At 59.3% G+C, this 25429-nt stretch carries 24 protein-coding genes; 7 read left to right on the top strand and 17 right to left on the bottom strand.

The annotated features are described in order from the left end of the window. Positions 1-187: 187 nt before the first annotated feature. Positions 188-1513 (top strand): alpha/beta hydrolase, encoded by a 1326-nt coding sequence (locus AB9K37_RS06085; RefSeq protein ID WP_369836048.1) that lies wholly within the window; start codon positions 188-190, stop codon positions 1511-1513. A gap of 118 nt (positions 1514-1631) precedes the next feature. Here the strand turns inward: AB9K37_RS06085 and AB9K37_RS06080 are convergent, their stop codons facing one another. Next, positions 1632-3002, bottom strand: coding sequence for a M16 family metallopeptidase (locus AB9K37_RS06080; protein ID WP_369836047.1), 1371 nt, complete (start codon positions 3000-3002; stop codon positions 1632-1634). Position 3003: 1 nt separating this feature from the next. Next, the gene (locus AB9K37_RS06075; protein ID WP_369836046.1) at positions 3004-4311 is read right to left on the bottom strand and encodes an insulinase family protein; all 1308 of its coding nucleotides are present in this window, start codon (positions 4309-4311) and stop codon (positions 3004-3006) included. A 329-nt stretch (positions 4312-4640) separates the two neighbouring features. Here AB9K37_RS06075 and AB9K37_RS06070 point away from each other — a divergent pair, with 329 nt between their 5' ends. The 6 genes from AB9K37_RS06070 (at position 4641) to AB9K37_RS06045 (ending at position 9957) form a co-directional block, all read left to right on the top strand. Next, positions 4641-6098: an ATP-binding protein gene (locus AB9K37_RS06070; protein ID WP_369836045.1), complete on the top strand. Its 1458-nt coding sequence runs from the start codon at positions 4641-4643 to the stop codon at positions 6096-6098. Between the two features lie 14 nt (positions 6099-6112). After that, positions 6113-6799: a response regulator transcription factor gene (locus tag AB9K37_RS06065; RefSeq protein ID WP_369836043.1), complete on the top strand. Its 687-nt coding sequence runs from the start codon at positions 6113-6115 to the stop codon at positions 6797-6799. A 170-nt stretch (positions 6800-6969) separates the two neighbouring features. Then, complete coding sequence (locus AB9K37_RS06060) at positions 6970-8139, top strand: ABC transporter substrate-binding protein (protein ID WP_369836042.1); 1170 nt, start codon at positions 6970-6972, stop codon at positions 8137-8139. Between the two features lies 1 nt (position 8140). Then, complete coding sequence (locus AB9K37_RS06055; protein ID WP_369836040.1) at positions 8141-9106, top strand: YVTN family beta-propeller repeat protein; 966 nt, start codon at positions 8141-8143, stop codon at positions 9104-9106. Between the two features lie 11 nt (positions 9107-9117). Continuing rightward, positions 9118-9570, top strand: a complete 453-nt coding sequence (locus AB9K37_RS06050) for a hypothetical protein (RefSeq protein ID WP_369836038.1) — start codon at positions 9118-9120, stop codon at positions 9568-9570. Positions 9571-9729: 159 nt separating this feature from the next. After that, positions 9730-9957, top strand: a complete 228-nt coding sequence (locus AB9K37_RS06045; RefSeq protein WP_369836037.1) for a WGR domain-containing protein — start codon at positions 9730-9732, stop codon at positions 9955-9957. Between the two features lie 62 nt (positions 9958-10019). On the opposite strand, the gene AB9K37_RS06040 is transcribed toward AB9K37_RS06045, so the two are convergent. The 15 genes from AB9K37_RS06040 to AB9K37_RS05970 all read right to left on the bottom strand — a co-directional run bounded on the left by AB9K37_RS06040 (position 10020) and on the right by AB9K37_RS05970 (position 25371). Next, positions 10020-10697: a hypothetical protein gene (locus tag AB9K37_RS06040; protein ID WP_369836035.1), complete on the bottom strand. Its 678-nt coding sequence runs from the start codon at positions 10695-10697 to the stop codon at positions 10020-10022. Further along, positions 10687-11763 (bottom strand): GSCFA domain-containing protein, encoded by a 1077-nt coding sequence (locus AB9K37_RS06035; RefSeq protein WP_369836033.1) that lies wholly within the window; start codon positions 11761-11763, stop codon positions 10687-10689. Before AB9K37_RS06035 ends, AB9K37_RS06040 begins: the two co-directional genes overlap by 11 nt. Before the next feature lie 247 nt (positions 11764-12010). Further along, positions 12011-13216: a hypothetical protein gene (locus AB9K37_RS06030; RefSeq protein ID WP_369836031.1), complete on the bottom strand. Its 1206-nt coding sequence runs from the start codon at positions 13214-13216 to the stop codon at positions 12011-12013. A gap of 138 nt (positions 13217-13354) precedes the next feature. Further along, positions 13355-14161, bottom strand: a complete 807-nt coding sequence (locus AB9K37_RS06025; protein WP_369836030.1) for a heme ABC transporter ATP-binding protein — start codon at positions 14159-14161, stop codon at positions 13355-13357. A 12-nt stretch (positions 14162-14173) separates the two neighbouring features. Next, positions 14174-15295, bottom strand: a complete 1122-nt coding sequence (locus tag AB9K37_RS06020; protein WP_369836028.1) for a FecCD family ABC transporter permease — start codon at positions 15293-15295, stop codon at positions 14174-14176. Continuing rightward, positions 15279-16142 carry a hemin ABC transporter substrate-binding protein gene (locus AB9K37_RS06015; RefSeq protein WP_369836027.1) on the bottom strand — a complete coding sequence of 288 codons (864 nt, stop codon included), beginning with the start codon at positions 16140-16142 and terminating at the stop codon, positions 15279-15281. Before AB9K37_RS06015 ends, AB9K37_RS06020 begins: the two co-directional genes overlap by 17 nt. Beyond that, complete coding sequence (locus tag AB9K37_RS06010; RefSeq protein ID WP_369836025.1) at positions 16130-17185, bottom strand: hemin-degrading factor; 1056 nt, start codon at positions 17183-17185, stop codon at positions 16130-16132. Before AB9K37_RS06010 ends, AB9K37_RS06015 begins: the two co-directional genes overlap by 13 nt. A 69-nt stretch (positions 17186-17254) precedes the next feature. Next, positions 17255-19255, bottom strand: coding sequence for a TonB-dependent receptor domain-containing protein (locus AB9K37_RS06005; RefSeq protein WP_369836024.1), 2001 nt, complete (start codon positions 19253-19255; stop codon positions 17255-17257). 220 nt (positions 19256-19475) lie between these two features. Further along, positions 19476-20237, bottom strand: a complete 762-nt coding sequence (locus tag AB9K37_RS06000; RefSeq protein WP_369836023.1) for a Pnap_2097 family protein — start codon at positions 20235-20237, stop codon at positions 19476-19478. Then, complete coding sequence (locus tag AB9K37_RS05995; protein ID WP_369836022.1) at positions 20234-21499, bottom strand: MSMEG_0569 family flavin-dependent oxidoreductase; 1266 nt, start codon at positions 21497-21499, stop codon at positions 20234-20236. Before AB9K37_RS05995 ends, AB9K37_RS06000 begins: the two co-directional genes overlap by 4 nt. Before the next feature lie 8 nt (positions 21500-21507). Then, positions 21508-21795: an MSMEG_0570 family nitrogen starvation response protein gene (locus AB9K37_RS05990; protein WP_072703819.1), complete on the bottom strand. Its 288-nt coding sequence runs from the start codon at positions 21793-21795 to the stop codon at positions 21508-21510. Further along, positions 21788-22747, bottom strand: coding sequence for a sll0787 family AIR synthase-like protein (locus tag AB9K37_RS05985; RefSeq protein WP_369836021.1), 960 nt, complete (start codon positions 22745-22747; stop codon positions 21788-21790). Before AB9K37_RS05985 ends, AB9K37_RS05990 begins: the two co-directional genes overlap by 8 nt. After that, entirely contained in the window at positions 22744-23295 is a 552-nt protein-coding gene (locus tag AB9K37_RS05980) for an MSMEG_0567/Sll0786 family nitrogen starvation N-acetyltransferase (protein WP_072703813.1), read from the bottom strand. Before AB9K37_RS05980 ends, AB9K37_RS05985 begins: the two co-directional genes overlap by 4 nt. Then, positions 23292-24410: an MSMEG_0568 family radical SAM protein gene (locus AB9K37_RS05975; RefSeq protein WP_369836020.1), complete on the bottom strand. Its 1119-nt coding sequence runs from the start codon at positions 24408-24410 to the stop codon at positions 23292-23294. The genes AB9K37_RS05980 and AB9K37_RS05975 overlap by 4 nt, the downstream gene beginning before the upstream one ends. Next, positions 24403-25371: a Nit6803 family nitrilase gene (locus AB9K37_RS05970; protein WP_369836019.1), complete on the bottom strand. Its 969-nt coding sequence runs from the start codon at positions 25369-25371 to the stop codon at positions 24403-24405. Before AB9K37_RS05970 ends, AB9K37_RS05975 begins: the two co-directional genes overlap by 8 nt. Between the last annotated feature and the right edge of the window lie 58 nt (positions 25372-25429).

Raw genomic sequence — 25429 nt, 5'->3', positions numbered from 1 at the left:
CAGATAGTACTTGCTATGTGCAACTTCTCGCATAAGCTGAGAGGATAATTTTCAAAACAACTATTTTGCTATGCGTTTTCTATTTCCAAACGGGACGCGGTTTTTGGCCGCGCTTGGGCTTATGGGATTTATATTCGGTTGCTCCGCTCCCACTGACAGGCATGTACCAGCCTCGGAAGAAAAGGCCGTGCGGACAGATGGCGTCATCTCGCGATACCATGCCTTGCTGAACGAGCCGCATTCCATGCCATTGGCCCATCGCGGGTTCATTGTCGGGATTGAGAAAGCCCCCCGCGCCTTGATTGGCTATTCGGAGAAAACGCCAGAAAATGACACCCTCTTGCGCAAACCTTGGCGTACACCAGAGGGCGCAGGGCCAAAGGATCTGGAGAACCAGCAACAGACATTTGATCGCGCCTTAAGTGATCCGAAGCTGATGTTCGTCTCGCACATTCTTCAATATGGACCGGACCCGCGAGGGAACGGCCATTCAGTGCGCCAACTCCACAACAGTTATTCGGGCAGCGCCCTGACACCTGTTAAGCAGCCACACAGCGCACCATCGAAACTGCCGCAGAACCTCTACGCAGAAGGGTGGGCTGCGATGGATCGATTGGAGCAGGCGATCGACCAAGAGATCAGGCAAGCCACACAGGACAAGCGCCCGTTTACACATGTTCTTTTCGTATCAATGGGCTGGAACAACGACCAGATCGAAGCGCTTGAACGGTACAACGCAATCATCCAGACCACGCGTAATGCAGCAGGCGGAAGCGAAAACTTTGATCCCTTGGTGATAGGGATCACTTGGCCCTCTGTTTGGGGCGGAACCTCTGTCCTGGACATTGCCAATCGGGCGCTGCACATCGGCAGTTACGCGGCAAAGTCTGTGGATGCCGATGAAATCGGCTATTCCTACGCTAACCATATTCTGAACGGTATCCTGGCGCGGATCGAGAACCGGCATGGGATTGGCACAGTCGCGATCGGCCACTCTATGGGCGCACGGATCGTCACGCGGGCCTATTATTCGGCGGATATGCTGCGCGATGCCCCGGCACGGACAGGACAAGGGCCGTTGGTGATCGGTCTACAGGGCGCCTTTAGCGCGAACCGGTTTCGCCCCGGTTACGAACTGGTGCCTGTAGTCAGATGGTTGTTCAGTGGCGAAGGCGCACCCTATCAGGATCACAGCGCCCCACGCGGTGATGTGGTTCTCACGTGGTCCACACATGACCGCGCCAACCCGATTGCCCGGTTCGCGACCGGTGCGCGGCATGTGGGTGGAAAGGCCGGCCACACGACGATCCAGGATACTCCTGCGTTAAAAGAGAAATTCGAGCCTTTTACCTGGCCCTATGACGGGTTGGGGGACAGCTATTGCCCCAAGGAGCAACAGAAAACCAAGGTTGCCTACATTGATGCCAGCGAGATTATTCGATCGCATGGGGATATCCGGAACCCGCAGGTCGGCAAGCTGATTTGGCAGACCATTGCCTGCTACCGGGGATGAGAACTGCGTGAAACAACCCTATATCCAGCAACCGGTTCAAAACGGTCAGTTTCGGGTGCAGCCTGCAATGGAACTCTTGGCGTGGACCGTTGTGATACGCTGATTTGCGAAAAGAGCGCTATTTGCAGCGCTCTATCTGTGCAATTTCTGTGATAACGCAGGCGCCGGGCAAGGCGTCTGCGTCCGCACTGACGGCGATCACGCTCAAGCTCTGCGCGGCTGGAAAGGCGGTCGTTAGGGTGTCTGTTAGCGCCTGTGGTGTCATCTCTTTGACCTGCTGCTCGAACGGCGTCGCTTGCGCTGGGTCCAGACCGTCCAAGGCCAATTGCAGTATCACGTCAGCGGCCACATCAGGGTTTTGAGTGTTTTCTTTCACATCTGCGGCCAGATCGTCGCGCATCCCTGCAAACGCCTGCGTCTCTGGACCCGTGCGATAGGCTGAGTACGTTTCTCGGACCACATCCACTGTCTCTTGGAGTTTGGCTGTCTCGACCTCTCCTGCGATATTCAGCACGCGGATCGCCCTATTCATGTTGGCATACCAAGCCCCAAAGCCATAGCTGGCGCGTAAATTCGTCCGAACAGCCTCGAACAGCGGGCCATCGCCACTGCGGGCAAAGAGCTGCAACGCGAGATGGGTCTCAAAGTCGTGCCCGCGATCCGCTGACGGCAGTTCGCCGGTGAAGGCAACGAGGGTCTTTTCCGCCTCGGGCCGGTGAAGCAAGACTGTGATAGGTTCAAAATCGGGTTCAGTTGTGGGCTTTTGCACCGCGGGTCCGTCGGGCAAGCCTGCAAGCAGGCTATCTACAGCCTCTCCGGCGTCCTGAGCGGACAAGGCGCCTGTGACGACGATGGTCAGGTTATTCCCAACAATCGTTGTGGCGTGCCAAGCCTTCAAATCTGCGGGCGTGACCTGCGCGATAACCGAGCGGTCCGGCAGATCAATCCCGCGCCAGATGGGCACGTCGCCCAAAATGGCCCGCCGTGCAAGCACCCACATATGGGTCGAGGACTGTGTCCAGCTGTCTTCGACTCTGGCGCGAAAATCCTCTGTCATGCGCGTCACCCAGTCCGGGTCAAGCTGGGGTGTCACCAGCATTTCGTTGGCGATCGCGATCACCTGCGGCCGATCTTCGGGGGCAAACACCAATCGTCCGATCACATGATCTACCGTCGCGTCCAACCGACCAAAGGCATTGTGATCATTGAAAAACGTCATCACATCTTGGGGACGAAGATCCTCTGTGCCGCCGCTCAGGATGGTCTGCGCTGCGATGTGGGGGACCGCAGGGTTATTGCCCGCGTCATAGACCCAGTCTGTGGGCCATGCGATGGTCATTGCGACCTGATCGACACCTTTTCCCCTTGCCTCCATAAAATAAAAGGACCGCCCCTCTGGTGTCTGAGCCAGAACGACCTCTCGGACCGGATCGTCTTTGCAAGACCCAAGCCCGAGCACCAAGACAAGCGCGACAATCCACCTGATCATTTTATCCTCCTACCGAGATCAGCCGTGTGACCTCTCGCCCGTCTCCGAGCAATGTTGTCAAAAAGGCATTCACATCCAACGTCGAAACGGTCTCTGCGGCCTGCCTGAGTTCGACCAATGGAACAATCGGATTGGCCGTCGAAATGGCGAAAAGCACGTGGTCGTGTGTCCGAGAGGGCCGCGCATCTTCTGGGATGTCATCCAGGTCCGCAACGATCCGCGCGCGGGTGCGCTCTATCGTGTCGTGGGGCAAGCCTGCCCGAAGCGTGCCTTTGAGTGTTTCAAAGAACACGCGTTCCAGTTCGGCAAGACTGACCCCAGTATCCGGTGCAGCCTCAAAGGACAGCAGCGCATATTGGCCTGCGATCATGTCGAGGCCGAGGGAAAAGCGGCGCGCGATAAACGCGTCGAACCGCAAAGGCCCTGCGAGGCCGCCTTCTCGTGTTGAGTCCAGAGCGGCATAGGCGATCCTGAGGATCATGCTGCATTCTGCTGGGGTTCCGCAGTCGCCCAAAGGCACGATCTTGCGATAGAGAAACGTGCCCTCGGTCAAACCGTCCAGCGGGTAGGCGCGCCGATCGGACAAAGGGGCTGGCGCAACCCAAACGGGGGGCACACTGCGCTGCTCTTTGGGGCTGGCGGGTAGGCGTGTTAGGGCCTGCTTCACCTCTGCCTTGTTCACATCCCCGTAGATCAGCAGCGTCGCCTGCGACAGCCTGTGGCTTTGTTGGTGTAACGCGCGGGCGTCGTCCAAAGAAAACCCAGCGATCTCATTTGGCGCGCCGATCACAGATCGGGATAGACCGCCCGCACCGTAAAGGGTCTGATCAACGTCACGCAGCGCAGGGTAGAGCGTATGCTCGGCGAGGGACCGTTCGTATTCACGCAGAACAATATCCCTTTCCTCGAGCGCGAAGCGCTGTTCAAGCGAGATCGGTTCGGCCACGGATGTAAGCTCACGAAGCGCGGAACCCATGCCTTCGGGGCCTATCGCGCGGCGATACACGGTGCTGAACGCGCTGGTCCATGCGTTGCTATGATGGTCCCAGCCTGCCGCGGGCGTATGAAACGCACTCAGAAAGGCAAGGTGCTCAACATAATGGGCAAGCCCTTCTTCATATGGGTTTGCGGCCTCGCCAGAGGGGAACACCAGATGCATCAGGCTCTCGTTCGCTTTGGCGTCGGGTATGACGAGAACGCTGTGAAACGTCTGGGAGGGAACCTGATATATTGGGGGCTTGGGCCACAAGAGCGCCAACAGGGCAGCAGCCAGCAGGCCAAAGCCAACACCAAACGCCACGATCCGCATACGACCCAATCTGAACCTCGATCTTGCCATCTTTGGAGAATGAGTGGCACAAAAGTCATTAATAAATATGAGCTTTATATAGCCCCATCCAACGATCAGGCGCAGGTCGCGAAATCCGGACTTTTGCGTGCGTGTGTCGAAATCCCCTTGCTGCGGATTGCGACCTAAGTCGCATGTATCGGGGGAAACGGGGGACATAGGCTTGCGGTCTGACGCGGCGAAACAAAGCAAAGAGAGCGGACGGTGAACCATTTTAGACTCGGGTTTTCGGTCCCGAGCAGCTTTAGCGACCGGCAGATCGCCCTTTGATCTGGCTATTCAGAGCGATAGTGCTGGCGGCTCTCGTCAGCGCGGGCCTTGTGTCCGCCACGCAGGAGCAACGCGTCCAGCATCTGACAGCGCGGATATCCCAAGCGTCTGCGCAGGTCGCCGCGCTCGAAATTTTGGGGCGGAGTCTGCATGATGAGTTGTTCAAGGCGGTTCTAGAGCCGGACTTGCAGCAGGCGACCGATGGGCTTGATCAGTTCGAACGCGATGCCATGCACGCCTTGGGCATTCTGGAACAACTGACCGCGATCGAAATCGACTTTGTTCACGCCTCTGAACAAGCCGAAGAAAGCGCGGAACGCACGCGGCCCGCCATGTTGCGAGAGGCCGCCGTGGCCGCTCTGACGGCGGGGCGGCGGGTGGTCAATCTGCGCCAGTCTGCGGATATCATGCAGGATACGACTTCTGCGCTAGAGCAATTGAACACAGAGCGCGCAAACATTTCGCAAATCGTGAGCGCCTTCCTCGAGGATGAGCAAAACGAGATCCTGCGCGCGTCCGATGCGATTGCCCGCGCTCAGCAGAAAAGCAATCGCTGGATCACCGTTTTGCTCGGGCTTGCTCTGGCGTCTTGGGGCGCAGCGATTTGGGTTCGGGGCCGGGAACAAACACTTCGGGAAAGCCGCCGGACAGAGGCGCTGTCAGCCCTTGCGCAAAATCGCAACCCAGAGCCGCTAGACGATCAAGATCCCATCGGGCCGGCCCTGACAGAGGTGTCCGAACGCATGGACGCAATACACTCTGCGCAGTCCCGCACCAGACAAGACCTCGAGGAACGCACCGCGGCGCTGCAACTCAGTGCGACCAAACTCAAGCAGATCGACGAAACGCGGCGACGCTTTCTGGCTGACCTGGGGCACAGTCTCAAGACGCCTCTGGCCATCGCCAGAGGATCAATAGAAGCTCTGTCCGAAGACCGGACCAAGCGGGAGGCCGCGCTTGACGCGGTCGATCAAGTCACGCGCCGCGTCTCGGATCTGTTACAGCTGGCGCGTTCGGATGACGGAAGGCTGTTGCGTCAGAGCCAGCTGCTCGAATTGACAGAGCTGCTGGATAACCGCGTCGCAGAGATGGCGGCGCTGCCACAGGGCGACTGGATCACCCTGACCACCGACGACCAAGGCCCCTATGAAATCGAGGGCGACCGCGAAGCTCTGACACGCATGTTCGACGCGATCATCGAGAACGGATTGCGCTATGCGACAGAAACCTCGCCGCTTGTCATCCACCTGAGCGCCGCTCCCCAGACGGTGACGGTCAGTATCTCTGATCAAGGGCCGGGGGTCACGCAGGGGCAGGTGGTCTTTGATCGGGATACGAGTTTTTATCAGGGCGGCACGGGCATCGGTCTGGCGATGGCCCGCCAAATCGCACAGGATCACGGGGGGCATATTGCCCTGATCGACGCGGGAGGCGGGGCACGGTTCGACATTTCGCTCCCGCAGGCGGGCAGCAATTAATTGAAGGGCGCGGCATGAGCATTCTTGTGGTAGAAGATGATCCGTCTCTGGGCTCTTTGATATGTGACGCCCTGCGCAGCGCCCACCAAACACCTGTTTTGGCCAGTGACGGCGAAGCGGGCCTGATCAGCGCAGGCACCGGTTTTCACAAGGCCATCATTCTGGATGCCATGCTTCCCAGCTATTCCGGCTTCGAGATTTGCCAGCGACTGCGCGAGGGCGGTGTGACCACGCCGATCCTGTTTCTGACCTGCCGCGACTCCGAAGCTGACATCATCCGCGGGCTTCGGCTTGGGGCGGACGACTATATGACCAAGCCCTTTTCTACCGCAGAAATGATCGCGCGCATTGAGGCCTTGATCCGTCGCGGGACCGGCTACACCCCGCAGGACGAGTTGGTATTCGGCAATCTTCGGGTCCGAACAGCGCAGCGGCAGCTCTTTTGCGATGCGTCGCTGATCGAACTGACCATGCGTGAATACACCCTTATCCATGCTCTGATGTTGGCACGCGGGCAGGCCCTGTCCAGAGACACCCTGCTTGACCGTGTCTGGGGCGATGACGAGAGCCACACGACCAATGTGGTTGATGTCTATGTCAGCTACTTGCGGCGCAAACTCAAGGCGGCGGGCAGTTCGGTGGGGATCACCACGGTTCGGGGCTTTGGCTTTCGTTTGGATATCTCTGCTCTGGACAGTTAACCGCCAGCCCACCCGACGAACGGAACCGATGGGTCAGAGGCCCACACCAAATTCGTCTCTGCTGAGACTATGGTCGCATCCAATCTCAGAGTTTTCTCAGAATTCTCAAAGGACTCTCTCAGAGAAGCGCGTTACGCTTTGTTTCAACGAGGAGTTCTGCAGGGGGGATCATGTCGGGGCGTTTTTTGTTAGCGATTGCCGGAGCCGTTTCGCTTTGGTCTGGTGCAGCCAGTGCACTCGATATCGACATCAGTTTTGTGCGCATGACGCCAGAGCGGGTGGCCACGCTCTCGAACCTTGATCCAATCCCCGAAGATTTGGGAATCAAGGGCGGCGAACTGGCAATCGAAGACAACGCGACCACCGGCCGCTTTCTGAAGCATAACTACTCACTCGAGATCCACGACCTCTCCGTGGGCGACGATCTGATCGGGGTTACCCTGGACGCCCTTTCAGATCGTCGCATTCTGATTACCGATGTTCCGGCAGACGCACTGCTACAGATCGCTGACCTACCCGAAGCGCAAGACGCGCTGATCATCAACGCCACAGCCGAAGACACCGCCTTGCGTGATGCAGAGTGCCGCGCGAATGTGCTGCACACCGCGCCCTCCCTTTCGATGCGGACGGACGCGATCATGCAGTATTTCCTGTTCAAGCGCTGGACGCGGCTTGCGATGATCGAGGGCACCTATCCTGCCGACATCGCCTTTGCCGACGCGCTGCGCAGGTCTGCGACTAAATTCGGGCTGGACATCGGATCGACCAAGACATGGGCTTTTGATGCGGATATGCGCCGGAACGCCGCCGCCGAGGTGCCGCTCTTTACGCAGGATTTGCGCGATCACGACGTCCTGTTGATTGCCGACGCCGTGGATGACTTCGGGCGCTATGTCCCGTTTAACACATGGCTCCCGCGCCCCACCGCAGGCACCGAAGGGATTGTCCCAGAGGTTTGGGCCCCCGTTGTGGAACAGTGGGGTGCAGCGCAGCTTCATTCGCGGTTTCAGGACATTGCCGGTCGCGACATGACCCCCGAAGATTATGGCGTGTGGGCTGCGATCCGCGCCGTGGGCGAAGCGGTGACGCGGACCAATCAGGCAGATGCGATGGAATTGCGGCGATACATGCTGTCCGAGGACTTTGCCCTTGGCGGGTTCAAAGGCACCCCCCAGACCTTCCGTACGTGGAATGGCCAGATGCGTCAGGCCGTGCCTTTGGTCACGCAACGGGCGCTTGTGATGCAGGCACCTCTGCCCGGTTTCATGCATCAACACAATGAACTGGACACTTTGGGCGTGGATGCCCCCGAAAGTGCCTGCACAGCCTTCGAGGAATAAAATGCGAATTTCGACACTTGCACTCGTGACCGCCATGGCCGCGCAGCCTGCGCTGGCAGATGAAATCTGGGTCAGCAATGAAAAAGACGACACCATCAGCGTCATTGATACCGAAACCCTAGAGGTGACGCACACCTACGAAACCGGTGAACGCCCGCGCGGGATCACGTTCAGCCATGACTACAAATACGTCTATATCTGCGCGTCTGACAGCGATGCGGTCCAAGTCATGGACCCTACGACCGGTGAAATTCTGCACGACCTTCCCTCTGGCGAAGACCCCGAACAGTTCGTGCTACACCCCGATAACAAGCATCTGTACATCGCGAACGAAGACGACGCGATCACCACGGTTGTCGATGTCGAAAGCCGCACAGTCGTCGCACAAATCGACGTGGGTATCGAACCCGAGGGCATGGCTGTCTCGCCTGATGGCAAGATCGCGATCACGACGTCTGAAACGACGAATATGGCTCATTGGATCGACACAGAGACCCAAGAACTTTTTGCCAATACGCTGGTCGACTCCCGTCCCCGACACGCAGAATTCGTCAAGGACGGAACCGAGATGTGGGTGAGCGCGGAAATCGGCGGGTCCATTTCGGTTTTCGACACCGCCAGCCAGACAGAGAAGGCCAAGATCACCTTTGAGCTGCCAAACATCCATCCCGACCGCATTCAGCCAGTGGGCTTCGAGCTCGGCGAAGGGGACAAATTTGCCTATGTCGCCTTGGGGCCGTCGAACCACTTGGCGGTTGTGAATGCCGAAACCTACGAAGTCGAAGACTACATTCTAGTGGGGCGCCGCGTCTGGCACATGGCCTTTAACGCGGACAAGTCGCGCCTTTTCACCACCAACGGCATTTCAGGAGACGTGACTGTCGTTGATGTCGCAAAGCGCAAGGCATTGAAAACAATCAAGGTTGGACGCTTCCCGTGGGGCGCGGCCTTCCGACCGGTCAATTAAGGGAGAGAGACATGAAAAAGTTCATCACGATGCTGGCGGTTGCCGCGATGCTGCCATGTGCTGCAATGGCGGATGATGACGACGACGATGAGGTTTCGTTCGGCATGGCGGGTTTGCTGTCGGCCAGCAACAAACATGATCTGGAGCCGATCCAGCTGAGCGCCGGCACACCACTGACGCAGGCACCTTGGGTGCTGGAGTCCGGCAGCTACTACGAGTTTGAAATTCAAGGGGATGGCAGTCAGGAATTGGCTCTGGTCGGTCCCGAATTCTTCCGTGCCATCTGGATTGACGAAATCGTGGTCGAAGGGCTGGAAATCCGTCCTCTGGGGCTGGACTCGATCGAGTTCGACGAAGCCGGAGAAATGGAAATCGGGTTTATCGCCCTGAAACCGGGCTCTTACTATATGAAGATCCCCGGCAGCACAGGTGAGACCCAGCGGGTCGAGATCACCATCCAATAAGCCCCATTAAGTCCGATGATCTGTGGCCCCTGAAATAAGGCCGCAGGTCATTAGATCACACAGTCGAATCCGTCGGCGCGATCAGATTCCGAAAAAGAATTGGACGGAACGCACTGCGGGGCGCATATTTTCCCTATGGATTTGCCACCGCCTCTTCGAATGACGCATATAGATCCCAGCCAGAATATGCGTCGCTTCTACCGGCTCTCGCTCGAACGCACCCTGTTTGGAGAGATCACGCTGGTGCGCACATGGGGGCGGATCGGGACACACGGTCAAACCATGTTCCAAACCTATGATCACCTGTCTGACGCGAAAACCACCTACCAAGCACTGCGCGCAGCGAAAGAGAAAAGGGGCTATCGGTCGGACAGCCCCAATCCGTAAACACATCAGTGGCCAGCAGAGCGCTACAGGCATCCAAGGATGCCACAGCATATTCGCAATACTCAGGCGGCCAGTTGCAACCCTTGCTCGGCCGCCAAACGGCGCAAAACAACGGCACCGTAGTCGATGTTCCCGTGCACGCCATCTTCGGCACGCAGGTCGGCCGGCAGCTCTGGGTCGGTCCACTCTGCCCCTTCGAATGCGTCAAAGACCTGTATCCCGTCATCTCGCAACTTGGCCGTGATCCGGTCGCGGAATTGGACAGTTTCAGGACTGTGATGGATGATGGGCGGCGCTATCACGGTCAGGTCGCAGCGTCGATCCGCCCAACGCAACAGGTTAAGCAACTGCCCGCGCTTGGCTTCGATGAACGCATCCACAAAGGCGTTCGAGACATACAATGCATCGTCCGAGTCAATGGCTTGATCAATCGAGCTTGTGTGCCCATCGCGCGTGAAGGGGGGCACCATGCGGCCCAGATGATAGCCGATGCTGGCCAGCACAGGGGTCTGATCCGAAAAGATCGAGCCACCAATTGTCTCGCAGAAATTGGATATCGTGCGATTGATCGGTCTTCGGTTCTGGGACATCAGGCCCCATCGCTTGTGCGGGCGCATCTGGTTTTCATGCCAGTGGTTGCCTGACAGAAAGAACATCTCTGACTGAATTCCCGCCGCGCGTGCGGCACTGTGAAGAGCCCCGCAGTGGCTGTCGCCAACGATAATAAGATCAGGCCGCATTGTAGCTCTCCAGTATGGCTTCTTCGCAGACCAAAGCTTCTGCATCCATCGACTCGGCCAGCGCTGCGTCCGCTTGCCTTGCTTCGGCGATCGCGTCGCCATGACGGGCCGGCCCTGTCAGATCGAGCCCCTGAAAGAAGTGCCGCATGACCAGTTCGACCCCTGCCAATTCGACCGATCGCATGTTCGGCGCAAAAAAGCTGGATCGGGTCGGCGCGCCGGTAATGATCTCGTAGGACGGGAAATAGTCGACTTCGGCATAGTCTTCGGCGATTTCGCCTGCCACGCCCCGCAGAACTGACTTTGAACGGGTCGTGGCCACCAGAACATGCTGCTGGCTGGCCGTCGCGGTCAGAGGGACGGGACTCACCGTCAATAGAAGATGGATATTCGGGTTCAGACGCTTCAGCAACGCGAGCGCGTCGTCCAATGCCTCGCGAATGGCTGCCCCGCGATAATTCACGAAGCGATGCGTCTGTGGATCAAAGGTGCCGCCAATCGTTCCGGGGCACGCAGCATAAGGTTGCCCCGACGCGCTCTCCCAGCCTTCGGTAAGTCCTAGTGTAAAGACGAACACGTCAGAATTTTCTACAGATTTCCGAAGGCCCCGCACCATCGCGGACCGCGACAGGACGGCATCATCTTCTGTCCGAAAAGGGGTCGGTTCAATCAGCGGGCGCAGACTGTCGCGATATCCCCCTGCGGTCTCTTCCCAGAGTTCCGGTTCGTGAACCGGCACATCGCCAACAGCCATTTGTAGCAGCAACCGCAGTTGTGCGGCCGTGTAGATATTCGCAGTGCGCGCGGAAAAAACACCATAATTAAATGCTTTGGACAACGTTTCCGGTGTTCCGAGCGGCGCAGGCTCGCCGTTGATCCAGCCGATCTTTCGCTCTTTGAGCGCGCGCGATATGTGCTGTGCGAAACAAGAACCATAGGTCGCGAATTGTACGTCCTGTGGGAGTGTCCATGGGCTTTTCCAAAGATCAGAAAGCCCGTAAAGACCAGTCTCGGCGACACCAGTGCGCCAAAAAGCGGTCTTCGGAAGTGATGCGTATGGATGCAAAGACTTAACCTATACTAATGGTACTACGTCCAAAGCATATATAAATTTCCCCGAAAGTGTTAGAAAATTTATCTCATAAGACAAAGTTTTCACTGTCTTGATTAACCCCTGAGCGGCCTTCGCAGCACCCAGAACACACAGCCCCGCCAAACGAGCGGGGCAAAAACGCGATCCTCTGGGGCCCGTTTCGGATGAATCCGGTCATGCCTTGGGCGGCGACGCATCCCGCCGCCCAAGGACCAGCGTATTAGTAGCCGCTAGCCACGTAGCCGCCAGATCCGTCCTGTGTCAGGACTGTAAGAGAGGGCACGTGAATGTCTTTGTAGGCCTCGTGAGAGGGTGTCAGATACCACAACTCGTCGCCAATCACTGTCCAGAAGCTCGGTGAATCCTGGTCCAGTCCGCGCGGTCCGCACGCCCCCCGCGGTCCGTCGTTCATCATCGCTTTGGATTGGGCGGGGGATACATTGTCCACCTGATATTGCACTGGGTCTGTTCCCGTTTGGACAACAAAACACCCTGACATTTCTGCAGGGGTTTGCGACCACTCTTTTGCACGCTGAAGGATGCCGCTCGCGCCTTTGCCATGGCTTGCGTAGATCTCGGCCAAAACCCGTGGCGGGATGTCATACGCGCTTTCAGAGACGGTCAGCTCTGCAAAACGGTTGCTTGCCGAGACATCCAATTTAGCGGTCTTCTGGTCGCATTGGGCCGCAAAATAAAGCAAAAACCGATCCCCACCGGGCAGGGCAGCTTCTCGCAGAACCCATCGACAGGATTGACCCGGCAGCGCAAAAGGCGGTTCCTCGGGATAGCGCGACAGGTAATTCACCGCACGTCCCTGACATACCCCAGAGCCCGCGAAACGGGGCCCTTCGTCAGGGCACTCCGAAACGGGTTCAATAGCCGCTTGCGGGGCAAGATCGGGATCCGTCCATTCCACGCCCGAACGCTCTTGGCATTCGAGGATCTTTGTCACGACCGCAGCAGTGCCATAGAGTTGTTTTTCTGCAGACTCCCGCCCGATATCAATGATCATGACATTGCCCTGACGGACGCGATCTAATTCTTCCAGCCCGAGCCATGCGATTGTCCAATTCTCGGTTGCGATACCGCTGATGGGCCGTGCAACACCATCGACTTCCCAATTGCTTGACCAGTCAGAATTAGGCCCCGAAGGTGAGGAGGGAATTGCCAGTTGCCATTGTCCGCCATCATAACCCAAGCGCCAACGCAGCGTGCCTGTGCCTGTTTCTGCCGCGCAATAGGCCGGCCGATTGCCGTCAAATCCGTAGACAACATTCCAGCCGCGCACTTCAGCGTAAGGAGATTCGACAATCCCCATGCCTCCGACGATATCGTAGCCACCATATTCGTTTGTTCCGGCACCAGCGACGCACGCGGCCAGAACGCTGGCTGCGGCGCAACCAACAAGGCTCTTTATAAATTTCATTTAACCCTCAATTATATTTGCGAAATAAAATGAATTATAATTGAAAAAGTCTGGAAACATATTTCCAGAATACACCAAATAAATAAGCAAATATTGCGCAAATAAAATTAGAGAGGTGAATTACGCTTGTCTACAGCTTTAGGGGGCAAAAGCCCGACCATTCGCGACTTGGGGCAAAAGCCAAGCTCCTGTTGCCGGCGCTTGTCGCGTGACCACCGCGCAGCCATAGGCGCGGGACAGCGGCTCATCGGCCAGAACCTCTTCTGCCGCGCCTGACGCCGCAACCTGCCCCCCTTGCATCAGCAACACCTGATCCGCGAACATCGACGTGAGGTTGAGATCGTGCATGACGGCAATCACCCCGCCGCCCTTGCGTGCGAAGTCCTGCGCGATGTCAATCACCAGCAACTGATGGGCGATGTCCAGCGCCGAGACCGGTTCATCCAGAAAAAGCCAGCGGGGTAGATCGTAGAGAGTCGACTCCCAGACCTGAAGCAACACGCGCGCCAGTTGCACCCTTTGTTGTTCGCCCCCAGAGAGCGTCTGATAGCGGCGAGGGGCATAACCCCCAAGTCCAACGCGCTCTAGCGCCCGTTGGACCAAATCATCCGAGGCCCGACCTTTGTCCATCGCCACACCAGAGGTCAGCGCCAAGCTGACGACTTCGTGCACGGTGAACGGGAATGACAGCTCGATGGCTTGGGGCAAAACCGCGCGCCACAGCGCCAATTCCGCTGGAGCATAGCTGTTTATATCCGCGCCATTCAGGCTGATCGTGCCGGAATACCGATATTCGCCGGTCAAGCATTTGAGCAAAGAGGTCTTGCCCGAGCCATTCGGTCCGACAATCGCAGTGACCTCGCCCGCCGTCGCCTGAATGGAAACGCCCTCTAGAATGCGCCGCCCACCAAGATCCAGCGAAAGGTCTTTGGTTCTTAGGTCCATCAGGGCCACTCCTTATAACAGATGCCGGTTGCGCATCAGCACCGACATAAAGAACGGGCCACCAAGGGCCGCAGTCACAATCCCGATCGGCAGCTCTGCGGGCGCGATAAATGTACGGGCCAGCATGTCAGCCCAAAGCAGCAGGATCGCCCCCAAGAGCGCCGCATTCACAAACAGCCCCCGATGGTCAGGCCCCTGAACCAAGCGCAGAAGATGCGGCACCACGATCCCGACAAACCCAATCCCGCCCGTAATCGCGACCGAAGCGCCTGTCGCTCCGGCGACGGTCAGAATGGCGATGCGTTTGGTGGCTTGGGTGTCGATCCCCAAATGCAGGGCCGCCGCTTCTCCGAGCGCCATGGCATTCAGCGCCCGCGCAAGGAATGGGGCGGCGCACAAGGCCCCAAGCATCATCGGCGCAGCGACGAACAGCTGCTGCCAACTCGCCCCTGCGACGGACCCCATGCTCCAGAACGTCAGATCGCGCAGTTGGTCATCGGTTGCGTAGTAAACGACGATCCCGGTCAAAGCGCCGGTCAGCGCCCCCAAAGCGATCCCGGCCAGCAACATGGTCGCCACCGAAGTGCGGCCCCCACGGGTCGCCAGAGCAAACAGCAAAAGGGTCGCCCCCCATCCCCCCAAGAAGGCGAATGCAGGAACGAGCCACCGCCCAAAGAACCCCGCGATCGCGGCAGGCAAGACACCGCCAAGCACGATCGCGACGACCGCGCCCAAGCCCGCACCGGCGCTGACACCGATCAGGCCCGGATCCGCAAGAGGGTTGCGGAACAGCCCCTGCATCACCGCCCCTGATACGGCCAGTGCCGCGCCAACCAGCGTCGCGGTCAGAACTCTGGGCATACGGATGTCCCAGATAATCACGGTGTCACGCAGACTGGCCTCGGACCATCCAAATTTACCAAGGAGTGCGGGGATGACCGCGACCTCGTCTGCGGCCCCCCATCCCAGCGAAAGCGCCATAGTCACGATCAACGCAGCGGCCAAGATCAAACGGAGGAGCAGCGCGACAGCCCTGCGATCCCCCGCCGAAAACAGCGCTCTCGTGGTCTGCGCAATGCCCCAACGGCCGCGCTCGGAACGGTCGAGGGCCACCATCTTACTGCGCCCCGCCATACATGTCCTCTAGGAGAGCGAGAGCAAGCGCCGGAGTGCGCGGACCAAATCCCAAGGCCGCAGCGGGCACTTGTCTGATCGCTGAAGCCGCACCAGCGGCAGTCGGCAAAAGACCGGGATGGGTCTGCAGGTCCGCAGGCGTCAGCGAATGATCCGTTCCCGGTCGCGGCGCGAGCATCAGCACCACGTCGGGGTTGGCGGTCAGAAGGGCTTCGTTGTTCATCAGCTTGTAGCCGTCGAACCCATCAGCCACGGCATTGATGCCGCCCGCCATAGTGATCAACCCATCCGCACCCGTGCCCCGACCCGCGACATTCAAACGCCCCGCATCGGCAGACAGGACAAAGATCACGCGCTTCTTCTCGGTGATTTCGGCCCGTCTTTCGGCCAGCGCGTCAAGATCGGCCTGAACGGTGGCCGACAGTTCTGCCGCCTTGGCCGGCACGTCCAGCGCAGCACCCACCGTGTCGATCGCGGACAGGATGGCATCTGGGTCAAAGGCATCGTGCACCAGAACCACGGGGATGCTCGCGGCTTGAAGCTGCTCCAGCACTTCGGGCGGGCCAGAGGTGTCCCGCGCGATAATCATGTCCGGCCCGACAGACAGCACACCCTCGGCAGACAGACGCCGCATGTAGCCAACATCGGGAAGCCCAAGGGCCTCGGGCGGATAGACCGAGGTCGTATCGCGGGCGATCAGTCTGTCCTGTTCTTCAAGGGCAAAGATAATTTCAGTGATCGGACCGCCAACAGAAACCACAGCATCCTGAGCACAGACACTGCTGCCTGTCATGCCAAGAGACGCTGCCCCGCACAGCAGAATGGCAGAGAGTGTTAAACCGCGCATTGTGCGACCTCGGACAAAGTGGGCAGGGCGGACACAAGCTCGGCCCATTTCTGACCATGGGGATCGCTGTCGGTCTTGCGGCCGAACACCTGTAGGATCAGCGCGCCCTCGGCGTCAAAGGCTTCGACGCTGATCGCGGGTCCGCGTTTGGTCGGCTTCTCGATCGCATAGACCTCGGCCACGTGGTCACTGCGCAGATGCAAGTTGAAGCGCGGATCGAGGACATTCATCCAAGGGCCCATCGCCTTGACAGTTTCGAGTCCGCCCCAGTGGATCTGGATGTTCCCCTGATTGCCGACAAACAGGATCGTCTCTGCCCCCGCCGCGCTGACGGTCTCGATCAAGCGGTCGGTGGCATCAATGGCCAAAGGACGCACCCAACGGCCCCCAGAGGCCATGCGATAGGCCCCGAGCCGGTTCATTCCCAACTTCGAGGTCAGGCGCAGGAACTGATGCGTGTCGGTCAGCTTGGCCCATTCATCGAGCAGGATGTCCGACTTGGCGGGATTGGTCTTTGCGGGTTCAACAGGCGCGCGCTCTGCCACATCCAGCGTTTGCGCCGGATCATCAATCATCAAAGACCCGACCACGTCGATCCATTCTGACAGTTCCGACGTCTCTCGCAGGAACACCTTGTGGACCGCGTCCCCCGCAGCATCGAACACCTGCAAACTCCGGCGGCGTCCTTTGTCTGTCTCTTGATCGATGGCAAATCCATAAACCCAATGCCGCGGGAATATCCGCAGGTCGATTTCGTCTCCCAATACCATCGAAGCATGGGGACCGGCGCGATATTCGCCATAGGTGCCAACCCGTTCGTGGACCGCAGAGGCATTGCGGGTCAGGGCCATCACCTCTCCGAGCCGCGAGATTTGGGGCATCAGATCGTCAGGGTTCGCCGAGATGCGTGTCACCCCGTGGCCCACATGGGCGGCCACAAGCTCTGCCTCGGAGATGCCCAGAGACTCGGCAAAGTCGCGATCTCTGGCGTTCGGGGTTTCGGCGCGCGCAGCGCGGATCGCAGAAGGATCGGGTTTGGTCATAGCAATTCGTCCTTGATGGAAACACAACTGTGACCGGCCCACGTGTAATCGCGGGCCGGTTCTGGTCGATCAAAAGGTCTTGGCGATCGACAGCTTCAGATTCCGCCCTGTGGCGTAGCTGGACGCGTCGGTCAGATAGGGGCGATAGGCCTCGTCCGTCAGGTTCTCGACCGAGGCACGGAATTCAAAGCCCTCCAGCGCCCCGCGATTGGGGGTGTAGGCCGCCGCGACCCCATAGGTCGTCCAGTCGTCAGAAGGCGCAACCGCGCCGCTGGTGCCGCTGGTCCGGTCATTGCCCCAAGCGTGCTTTGCCTCGAAGCTCAGGTCCAGTTGGTCGTCAAACAGCCGCTTGCCCAAAGTCAACTGCGCCGTATCCGCAGGCGCATAGTTGAAGTTATCGTCGGTGCTGTTGATCGTGCCGCGGGTCATGGCCGCGTTGAAGTCCGCGTAGAAGGCAGGGTGGGCATACGATGCTTCAAACTCGACGCCGCTCAGGTCCACTTTTTCGATGCCTGAATAGGTTGTCCCGTCCCAGATCCGTGTCTGGAATGCTGTGAGTTTGAACCGAAGCGTATCACCGCCCGCAAAGGCATCCATCCGGTCGAAGGACAGGCCGACTTCTTGGGTCACACCCTTTTCTGACTGCTCGATGTTGTCCTCGTTCCGCAGGTCATCAAGAATGGGCAGGTTTTCGTTGTAGGCCACAGAGCCGAACACCGCGAGATCGTTCGAGAAGGCATAGCGGCCGGACAGCGCCCCGGTCCATGCTTCGCTTTCCCAGCTCGTGCCATCCTCGATCGCGGGGGTTGTCACGCAATAGGTCGGCCCATAGCAGGTCTGGGAGTCGTTGTTGTTGTCTGACGTCAGCGTTTGCTTTTCAAAGCGGATCTGCGGGGTCAGGGTCAGGCGCTGCCCAATCTCCATCCGGTCTGCCAGATAGACGGCGTAGCTCTCGTCGGTCCCACCCGGTGCGCTGGAATCGTTGTCGCCCTGATAGGTCCCTGTGCTGATCGTGCTGGCGCGGCGGCGTTCTTTGACTTCGACACCGGTTGTCAGGGTATGGTTCACAATTCCGGTCGCAAAGAGCGCTTCGTTTTCAAGGCGCAGGCCCCGCGTTTCGGTGCTGTGATGGGTGTTATACAAATTGCTCGACACCGTGTCCGAAGACAGCTCCATATCCTCGTACTTGTAGGTCAGACGCGCCTCTAGGTTCACAAGGGCATTGTCCACAGGGTTGAATCGGTAGGCCAGATAGGCTGTCGTGTCCTTGGTGTAACGGTCAACGAGCACGTCGCTCCAATCCGGATTGTAGACGTCATAGGGCACGTCGGACTGGGGGATTTCGTTGTAGCTGTAGCCAAAGGTCAGGGTGCTGGCGTCGTTCACGTGGTAGTTCAGCTTGACCAAAGCAGAGGGCGCATCGAACCCGGACGCATCCAGAGTATTCCCATCGCCGTCGGTCCGGTCCCCAACCGAGCGCTTGCCATAAAAGACCAAGGCATCGAATTTCTCATCCGGCGCAAAAGCGAGGATGGTCGAGCTAAGCCAGCCTTCGCCATTGCTTTCCGACCCAATCTTCTGGCGCAGAGCAAAGGCGTCCCCGCCCTCTAGGAAGTCACTCGCATCTTTGGTTTCCGCCTCAATCGTCCCACCCATCGCGCCGGACGCATAGCCAAAGCTTTCACCCGGTCCGCGGGTGACGGTCACTTCGCGGAAAAGCTCCGGCTCCAAAGACAGCATCGAGCCGTTGCGGTAAATTTCTTCGGCACCGCTGCTGACACCATCAACGATGACGGCGACCTTGCCGTCGGTGCCATAGGTTCCTGCATAGGTTCCCAGACCACGGATGGAGACCGCCGCGCCTTGGGGGCTTGATCCGTTGACAAGGCTGACATTGGGCGTGGTGTCCAGCAATTCGACCAAGGTGCTGGCCTGACGGGCCTCGATCTCTTCGTCCGTGACAACAGTCGTAGAGGCCGCCGTATCCGTCTGAATCCCGCGGCGGCTGGTCTCCAGTTCAATCGTGCCAAGGTCGGTGCTGTCTTGTGCAATCCCTGCACCCGCTACCATCGTTACCCACATCCCACTCAGGACTGTGGTTCTCATTAATGAGCCACGCGTCATCGTACCCTCTTACTTCAAGATGATGTTTGACGCTGGCTGAGAGATGCGGGCTGATTTTCTGCGGAATAATATTACCTACTTTTTCTGTCAAGTATTCTTGGGGCCGTTTTGGCGCGGTCGAGAAATTGTGATCAAGGCTTAAGGGTGCTCGTGCGATCTCTGGTCTTTAGGCGCGGCACGACACAGCCCCTATCAAGCGATCTCCGGTGTACAGAAGCAAACCACTCTCCGATTTGAACGCACAAATACGGTCGTCCAGATCGACATTGCCCATGTAAATCACGTCCCGTTGCCTGAACCCCTGCGTCGGAGACGCCAACTCTGCGATCTTGGAAAATGTCGGAAAGTAGAGAAGCCCAACCGCATTGAAGTCCAGAGCGGGGTTTGGCGTGTAGTCAAATACCCGATCACCTCGGGTGCTGGACCGCGCCTCTCGCGCTGTTTGCCGCGCGGTCTCGCTGAACTCCATCAAGCTTTCTGGCGCAGGCGGCAGGTCTTGCAGACCATTCAGGCTCGTGCGCAGGAGTTGCCTGTTAGAGCCGCTTTCGTCGTGCCGCAAAAAGCAGGTGATCATTTGAACGCGCGCGAGTGTGCCCTCTGACCCGACGAGCAGATGTTCCGAGCCGATGCGCTGAGGGGCCACTTGAAACAGCGAAGACAGAATACGCGCCTGCCCGCCAAGCGTTGGCGCGGCGTCATAGGCCACCGACGTCGCGCAAAAGGCGGCATAGACAGGATGCCCCGTCTCGTCGCGAAACGCCATGGATCCGCCAACGGACTCTGCGATCAGACCCCAGTGGCGATCCCCGCAATCCCGCAGCAGCCATTGTTCCGACACCCCAAAAGGCGAGAGCTGCGCCATGCCAAGGGTGATCTGCTCCGAACGGGTCGGAGCAGTGCTCGCGCGATCCAGTCGTACAACGTTCATGCAGAAACCTTGGTCATTTGAGCGGCGATCTGATCGGCCAAGTAGCGGCTGTCTTCCTCGATTCCCAAGAAGCGGCCAGAGCCCCACGTGTTCAGCCAGCCAAGCCCGATAAAGTGCAGACCCGTTTGGGCCGTGACGCCGCGATTAAAGACGGGTTTGCCACGGTCGTCGAACACGTCTGCCTCGATCCAGCTGTAGTCCGGACGAAAGCCAATGGCCCACAGGACCGATGTGATCCCAGCATCCGCCAGATCCAGATCGGTGCGTTCGGCCTCCGGTTGCCAGACCTTTTCAAAGGGGGGCTCGGTTGGGGCATCGATCCCGTTCTTCTCGATATAGGCGTCGATCTGGTTGCGGATGCCGACATAGGATTTGTCAGCGTCGTCCAGATTTTTCGCCAGATCGGGCAGGAAAGACACCTGCGTTCCGTTCATATTGGCCAGCGACCCGTACAGCTCGACCCCGTGGTCCAGATGCCAACGGCGCAGGTCGATCTCTTTGCCGCCATCGCGCCCTGACATGTAGTGGTTCGTCTGGGTCATCGCCTTGTGCGGGTCGGGGTGGGTGTCGATGGTGATCGCGTAGTGACCTGCGTCATAAAGCCAATCGGTCGCGTCCCGACCGCGATATTTGCGGGGGCTGCGGGGTGCGGGGCCAACGGCCAGATGCACGTCGCGGCCGGCGCGGGTGAAGTCCTCCATCAACTGCACACCGGACTGACCGGTGCCAACGATCAGCACGCCGCCATCGGGGAACTGGTCCACGTTGCGGTAGTCCACAGAGTGCATCTGGAAAATCTCGGGCGACAGATTTTTTGCGTAGTCCGGCTCGATCGGGCTGTCATAACCCCCCGTCGCGATCACTACCTGCTCGCACTGCCATGTCCCGACCGAGGTTTCGACAACATAGCCGTGGTCCATGGGGGTGACGCGGGTGACCTCGACCCCTTCGCGCAGGTCGGGCTGGGTCATCTCAGCAAAGGCGTCCAGATAGTCGGTGATCTGATCTTTTAGCATGTAGCCGTCAGGGTCGGTGCCGCCGTACTCTCCGGAATAGTGAAAATCGGGCAGGCGGCATTGCCAGTTCGGAGTCACAAGGCAAAAGCTGTCCCAGCGGTTTTTGCGCCATGAATGGAAACGGGCGTGCCGTTCCAACACGACACTTCTGATGCCCTTTTGCTTCAGGCACCACGCCACGGACAGGCCTGCCTGTCCGCCGCCCACAATCACCACAGGAACTTCGTTGGTTTGCGTATCTTTCATCGGGGGCCTCATTGGGTGATTTTCAAGCAAGTGACTTCGGGGGCCGCCGCCATGTCGAATTGGGCGACGCGGGCTTCGATCCGGTCTAGTTGTGCCATCGCGGACGAGCAGGCGAAGCCATATTTTGCCGCGACGCGATTTGACGCGCGCTCCATCGCGATGCGGGATCGGTGTAGGAAGTCCGGCAGCGGATAGGCGGTGCCGGGCGTGAACAGTTCGGCCACGACCGAGGACGGGGAATAAAGCGCCTCTTCGGTGCCGTCAGGCCAGCGGACGGTCCAGTGGGTTTCAGGCATTTTGGCCTCCGAGATTGAGGTATGGGGTGACGGCGTGATCCCAGAACAGCGCAGCCTCAGACCCTTGGGTCAGGGTCAGAGCAGAGCCATTTGTGATCCGTCCGATGGGGGCTGCATGGATATCGCGATCGGTGAAGTGGGCGCAGACTTTAGCCACATCATCAGCGCGCACGCAGAGCAGATACCCAAAGCTGGGAAAGCTGTGCAGCCAGCGTTCTTTGGCGATGCAAACGGGCGGCGCGATGGCGGCGAGGTCAATGTCGATCCCCACGCCCGAGCACTCGGCCAGCATGAGCGCTGTGCCGACAATGCCCCCTTGGCTGATGTCTTTGCCCGCTTTGGTCAGGCCGTTCTCAGCGAGGGTTGGCAGGATCTCCAGATCACCGCGCAGGCGCTCGGGCGGCGCCTCTAATGCCGCACAAAAGTTGTCAAAATTCCGATAAGCCCCGCGATGATCGATGGCGGCGATCAGGATGTCATCCGGCGCTGCGTCAAAGCTGGTGATCAAAGCGTTGGCACGTCCAAAAACCGATGCAGACAGGCCCAGTTCTGCGGCGTTCAGATTAGTATGCCCCCCGACCAGCGGCACACCGTACGCTGCGGACGCGTCGCGCAGACCCTTTAACAAAGGCGCGGCGGCGTCGGCATTCGGGGCCCAAATGTGATCGACCATCGCAACCGATCGCCCACCCATGGCGGCGATGTCCGACAGGTTCACCATCATCGCGCACCAGCCTGCAAACCACGGATCATCCTTGACGAACGCAGGGATAAAGCCTTCGCCCGCGAGCAGGTCATATCCGCCTGCGCGTGGCAGCGGCGCAGCATCGTCCCCAGGGCGCCCCGCCGATTGAGCATTCAAGCCCAAAGCCAATGTGGCCTCAGCAATACCGGTTTTCGACCGGATCGCAGGATGTGTGTTCAGGCGCTGCGCGAGGTCTTGGAGGCTCATTTTCGGACCTGACGAAAGGATGGTCGGTGATACCAGCCCGCCACAGGATCGGCGCAGGGCGGGTAGTGGTTCAGGTCAGCCTCCATCTTCATATGGGGGGTGCCATGGATCATGACTTCGCCAAGGGGCTTCCAACGCAGGCGGCGGAACAGGATCACGTTTTGCATCTGCACATGGGCCAGAAACCGGTCACAGCCGCGGGCATTGGCGGTGCACACAGCGAGCCGGATCAGTTCTGCCCCAAGGCGTCCCACATTGCGAAAGGTCTGGTCGACCGCCAGACGTGATCCCCACCAAAGGCGCGGCGTCTCTTCGTGGATGCGGACGGTCCCAACGACCTGATCGGCCTCATGGGCATAGGTGGACAGAGCGACCAGATGGGTGGCGATCAGGTCTGTCTCGTCGCGGTCGTGGTCGGGGAAGATGCCTTGTTCCTCGACGAACACGCGATGGCGCAGGGAGGCGGCGCCTGCGGCCTCGAACGGTTTGCTGGCCGCCCGAATGTAATAGCCGGGGCACTGAAATTGACGCGGTTCAAGCTCGATCATGCGCTGGCCCTCGCCGGAACTTTCAGCTTTTCGTAGGTCGACAGGGCCGAACATGCGCCGCAGCGTCCGCAGCCTGCCTTCATGTCTGATGACAGGATGCCGGCCTCGGCGATCATCTGGCCTAGGGGGCGCAGGATCGACGCCATGAATTCTGCACTCGGGGCAGGGTGGCTTTCCAGCGGGGTGCCCGAGATCGGCACAAAGGGCACAACAAAGGGATAGACCCCCATGCGGCACAATTTCTCGCTCATCTCCAGAATGGCTTCGGGTGTATCGCCAAGACCCGCGAGGATGTAGGTCGAGACCTGACCCCGTCCGAAGACCTTTACCGCGGCCTCAAAGCTAGAGAAGTATTTTTCCAACGGCACACTGGCTTTGCCCGGCATGATCCGTTGACGGACCTCTGGCGTCACTGCCTCTAGGTGCATCCCCAAGGCATCGATCCCTGCGTCGAACATGCGCTGGTGCCATGCGTCGTCCTCGGGCGGTTCGCACTGGCCTTGCAGCGGCAGATCGACCACCGCCTTGATGGCACGGGCGCTGTCACACAGGACCTGCGCCCCCCGATCTTTGCCTGCGGGTGTGCCGGTCGTCAGGATCATGTGCTGCACGCCGTCCAGAACGACGGCGGCCTTTGCGACCTCGGCTAGTTGTTCGGGGGTTTTGTGGGCGATCGTGCGACCCGCCGCCAAACTTTGCCCGATGGAACAGAACTGGCAGGTCTTCTTGCGGCTCTCGTAGCGGATGCAGGTTTGCAGGACGGTCGTGGCCAGAACGTCCTTGGAATGCAGGGCCGCAATGTGGCTATAGGGAATGCCGTCTGCAGTGGACAGCTCATAGAACCGCGCCCGCTCTGGGAAACGGATATGGGCGACCTCGGCCCCGTCACGCAGCAGGCGGGACGCGCCAGAGCTATCGGGCTGTTCCGCCAGAAATGGGCTGTCAAAGGACGGCGCGGTGTGAACGGGGATCATCACGGTGCGGTCGGCAATCGTCACCGCCTTGTGGTCCGAGGGGCCCGCCCCGCCGCGGCGGCTTTGCTGCCCCGCGCGAGGATCGACAAGGCGCATCCCGTGGGTTTGCAGTTCGTTGATCAGGGTCGCGGTGTCATACATCCTCGTCTGCCTCTTCGGGGGTGGATAGGTCATCGGTCACGTGGCGCGTCAACGCGGGCCGCATGTCGTGGTTCAGGCTCAGAAGTTCGGGGCGGGCATAGTGCCCGACGCTGTCCATCATGCGTTTGCGCTTGGCAATCAGGCGCATGTCCAGATCGGCGATGGCGATACCTTCGCCCTCGGTAATTGGGTCGGTCAGATGGCGGCCTTCGGGGCTGATGATGCAGGTCATGCACCCGTCACGCATGGCCTTTTGCAGCTTGGGATCAGGGTGCAGCGAAGTGATCTGTTCCTCGGTGAGCCAACCAGTGGCGTTGACGACGAAACAGCCTGCCTCTAGCGCGTGGTGGCGCATGGTGACCTCGATCTGTTCGCCAAATATCGGGCCGACCAGACTGCCGGGGAAATGACCTGCGTGGATTTCTTCGTGCTGGGTCATCAGGGCGTAGCGGGCCAGCGGGTTGTAATGCTCCCAACAGGCCAGTGCGCCCACGCGGCCCACGGCGGTCTCCACCACCTTCAGGCCCGCGCCGTCGCCTTGGCCCCAGACCATGCGTTCGTGATAGGTGGGCGTGATCTTGCGCCGTTTCAGCGCCAGCGTACCGTCTGCGTCAAAGATTAATTGTGTGTTGTAGAGCGAGCCATGATCCCGCTCGTTCACCCCCAGAACCACCACAACACCGCGTTTGGCGGCGGCATCCGCCACGGCCTGCGTCTCCGCAGAGGGCACGACGACCGCCTCTTTCATCAACTCCAGATGGGGTGCGCCTTGCTGCACGGGGGGCAGGACAAAGCTGAAATAGGGGTAGTAGGGCACAAAGGTTTCGGGAAAGACGATGAACTGCGCGCCTTTGTCTGCGGCCTCGGCGATGGCGTTCAACACGCGCTCGATGGTGCCGGCGCGGCCCGTCAGGTCGGGGGCGATCTGCACAGCGGCCGCGCGGATGGTGTCTGTTCTCATGGGCTTGGCTTTCAAGGCTGGGGTCAGCAGGGGCAAAGCGGTCGGGGCCGCTTTGCCG

This window comes from Donghicola sp. XS_ASV15, from assembly GCF_041224595.1.
In the GTDB taxonomy this organism is placed as follows: domain Bacteria; phylum Pseudomonadota; class Alphaproteobacteria; order Rhodobacterales; family Rhodobacteraceae; genus Donghicola.
The sequence above is the reverse complement of the archived record's forward strand: the minus strand, read 5'-3'. Positions and strand labels throughout refer to the sequence as shown.

What these genes read in the sequence shown, in the direction of transcription:
- AB9K37_RS05970 (WP_369836019.1), bottom strand. Translation starts at nt 25,371, where the DNA reads ATGAGAACAGACACCATCCGCGCGGCCGCTGTGCAGATCGCCCCCGAC.
- AB9K37_RS06065 (WP_369836043.1), top strand. Translation starts at nt 6,113, where the DNA reads ATGAGCATTCTTGTGGTAGAAGATGATCCGTCTCTGGGCTCTTTGATA.
- AB9K37_RS06000 (WP_369836023.1), bottom strand. Translation starts at nt 20,237, where the DNA reads ATGAACGTTGTACGACTGGATCGCGCGAGCACTGCTCCGACCCGTTCG.
- AB9K37_RS05975 (WP_369836020.1), bottom strand. Translation starts at nt 24,410, where the DNA reads ATGTATGACACCGCGACCCTGATCAACGAACTGCAAACCCACGGGATG.
- AB9K37_RS06080 (WP_369836047.1), bottom strand. Translation starts at nt 3,002, where the DNA reads ATGATCAGGTGGATTGTCGCGCTTGTCTTGGTGCTCGGGCTTGGGTCT.
- AB9K37_RS06050 (WP_369836038.1), top strand. Translation starts at nt 9,118, where the DNA reads ATGAAAAAGTTCATCACGATGCTGGCGGTTGCCGCGATGCTGCCATGT.
- AB9K37_RS06075 (WP_369836046.1), bottom strand. Translation starts at nt 4,311, where the DNA reads ATGCGGATCGTGGCGTTTGGTGTTGGCTTTGGCCTGCTGGCTGCTGCC.
- AB9K37_RS06005 (WP_369836024.1), bottom strand. Translation starts at nt 19,255, where the DNA reads ATGGTAGCGGGTGCAGGGATTGCACAAGACAGCACCGACCTTGGCACG.
- AB9K37_RS05985 (WP_369836021.1), bottom strand. Translation starts at nt 22,747, where the DNA reads ATGAGCCTCCAAGACCTCGCGCAGCGCCTGAACACACATCCTGCGATC.
- AB9K37_RS06055 (WP_369836040.1), top strand. Translation starts at nt 8,141, where the DNA reads ATGCGAATTTCGACACTTGCACTCGTGACCGCCATGGCCGCGCAGCCT.
- AB9K37_RS06020 (WP_369836028.1), bottom strand. Translation starts at nt 15,295, where the DNA reads ATGGCGGGGCGCAGTAAGATGGTGGCCCTCGACCGTTCCGAGCGCGGC.
- AB9K37_RS06040 (WP_369836035.1), bottom strand. Translation starts at nt 10,697, where the DNA reads ATGCGGCCTGATCTTATTATCGTTGGCGACAGCCACTGCGGGGCTCTT.
- AB9K37_RS05995 (WP_369836022.1), bottom strand. Translation starts at nt 21,499, where the DNA reads ATGAAAGATACGCAAACCAACGAAGTTCCTGTGGTGATTGTGGGCGGC.
- AB9K37_RS06025 (WP_369836030.1), bottom strand. Translation starts at nt 14,161, where the DNA reads ATGGACCTAAGAACCAAAGACCTTTCGCTGGATCTTGGTGGGCGGCGC.
- AB9K37_RS06015 (WP_369836027.1), bottom strand. Translation starts at nt 16,142, where the DNA reads ATGCGCGGTTTAACACTCTCTGCCATTCTGCTGTGCGGGGCAGCGTCT.
- AB9K37_RS06045 (WP_369836037.1), top strand. Translation starts at nt 9,730, where the DNA reads ATGACGCATATAGATCCCAGCCAGAATATGCGTCGCTTCTACCGGCTC.
- AB9K37_RS05980 (WP_072703813.1), bottom strand. Translation starts at nt 23,295, where the DNA reads ATGATCGAGCTTGAACCGCGTCAATTTCAGTGCCCCGGCTATTACATT.
- AB9K37_RS05990 (WP_072703819.1), bottom strand. Translation starts at nt 21,795, where the DNA reads ATGCCTGAAACCCACTGGACCGTCCGCTGGCCTGACGGCACCGAAGAG.
- AB9K37_RS06010 (WP_369836025.1), bottom strand. Translation starts at nt 17,185, where the DNA reads ATGACCAAACCCGATCCTTCTGCGATCCGCGCTGCGCGCGCCGAAACC.
- AB9K37_RS06060 (WP_369836042.1), top strand. Translation starts at nt 6,970, where the DNA reads ATGTCGGGGCGTTTTTTGTTAGCGATTGCCGGAGCCGTTTCGCTTTGG.
- AB9K37_RS06030 (WP_369836031.1), bottom strand. Translation starts at nt 13,216, where the DNA reads ATGAAATTTATAAAGAGCCTTGTTGGTTGCGCCGCAGCCAGCGTTCTG.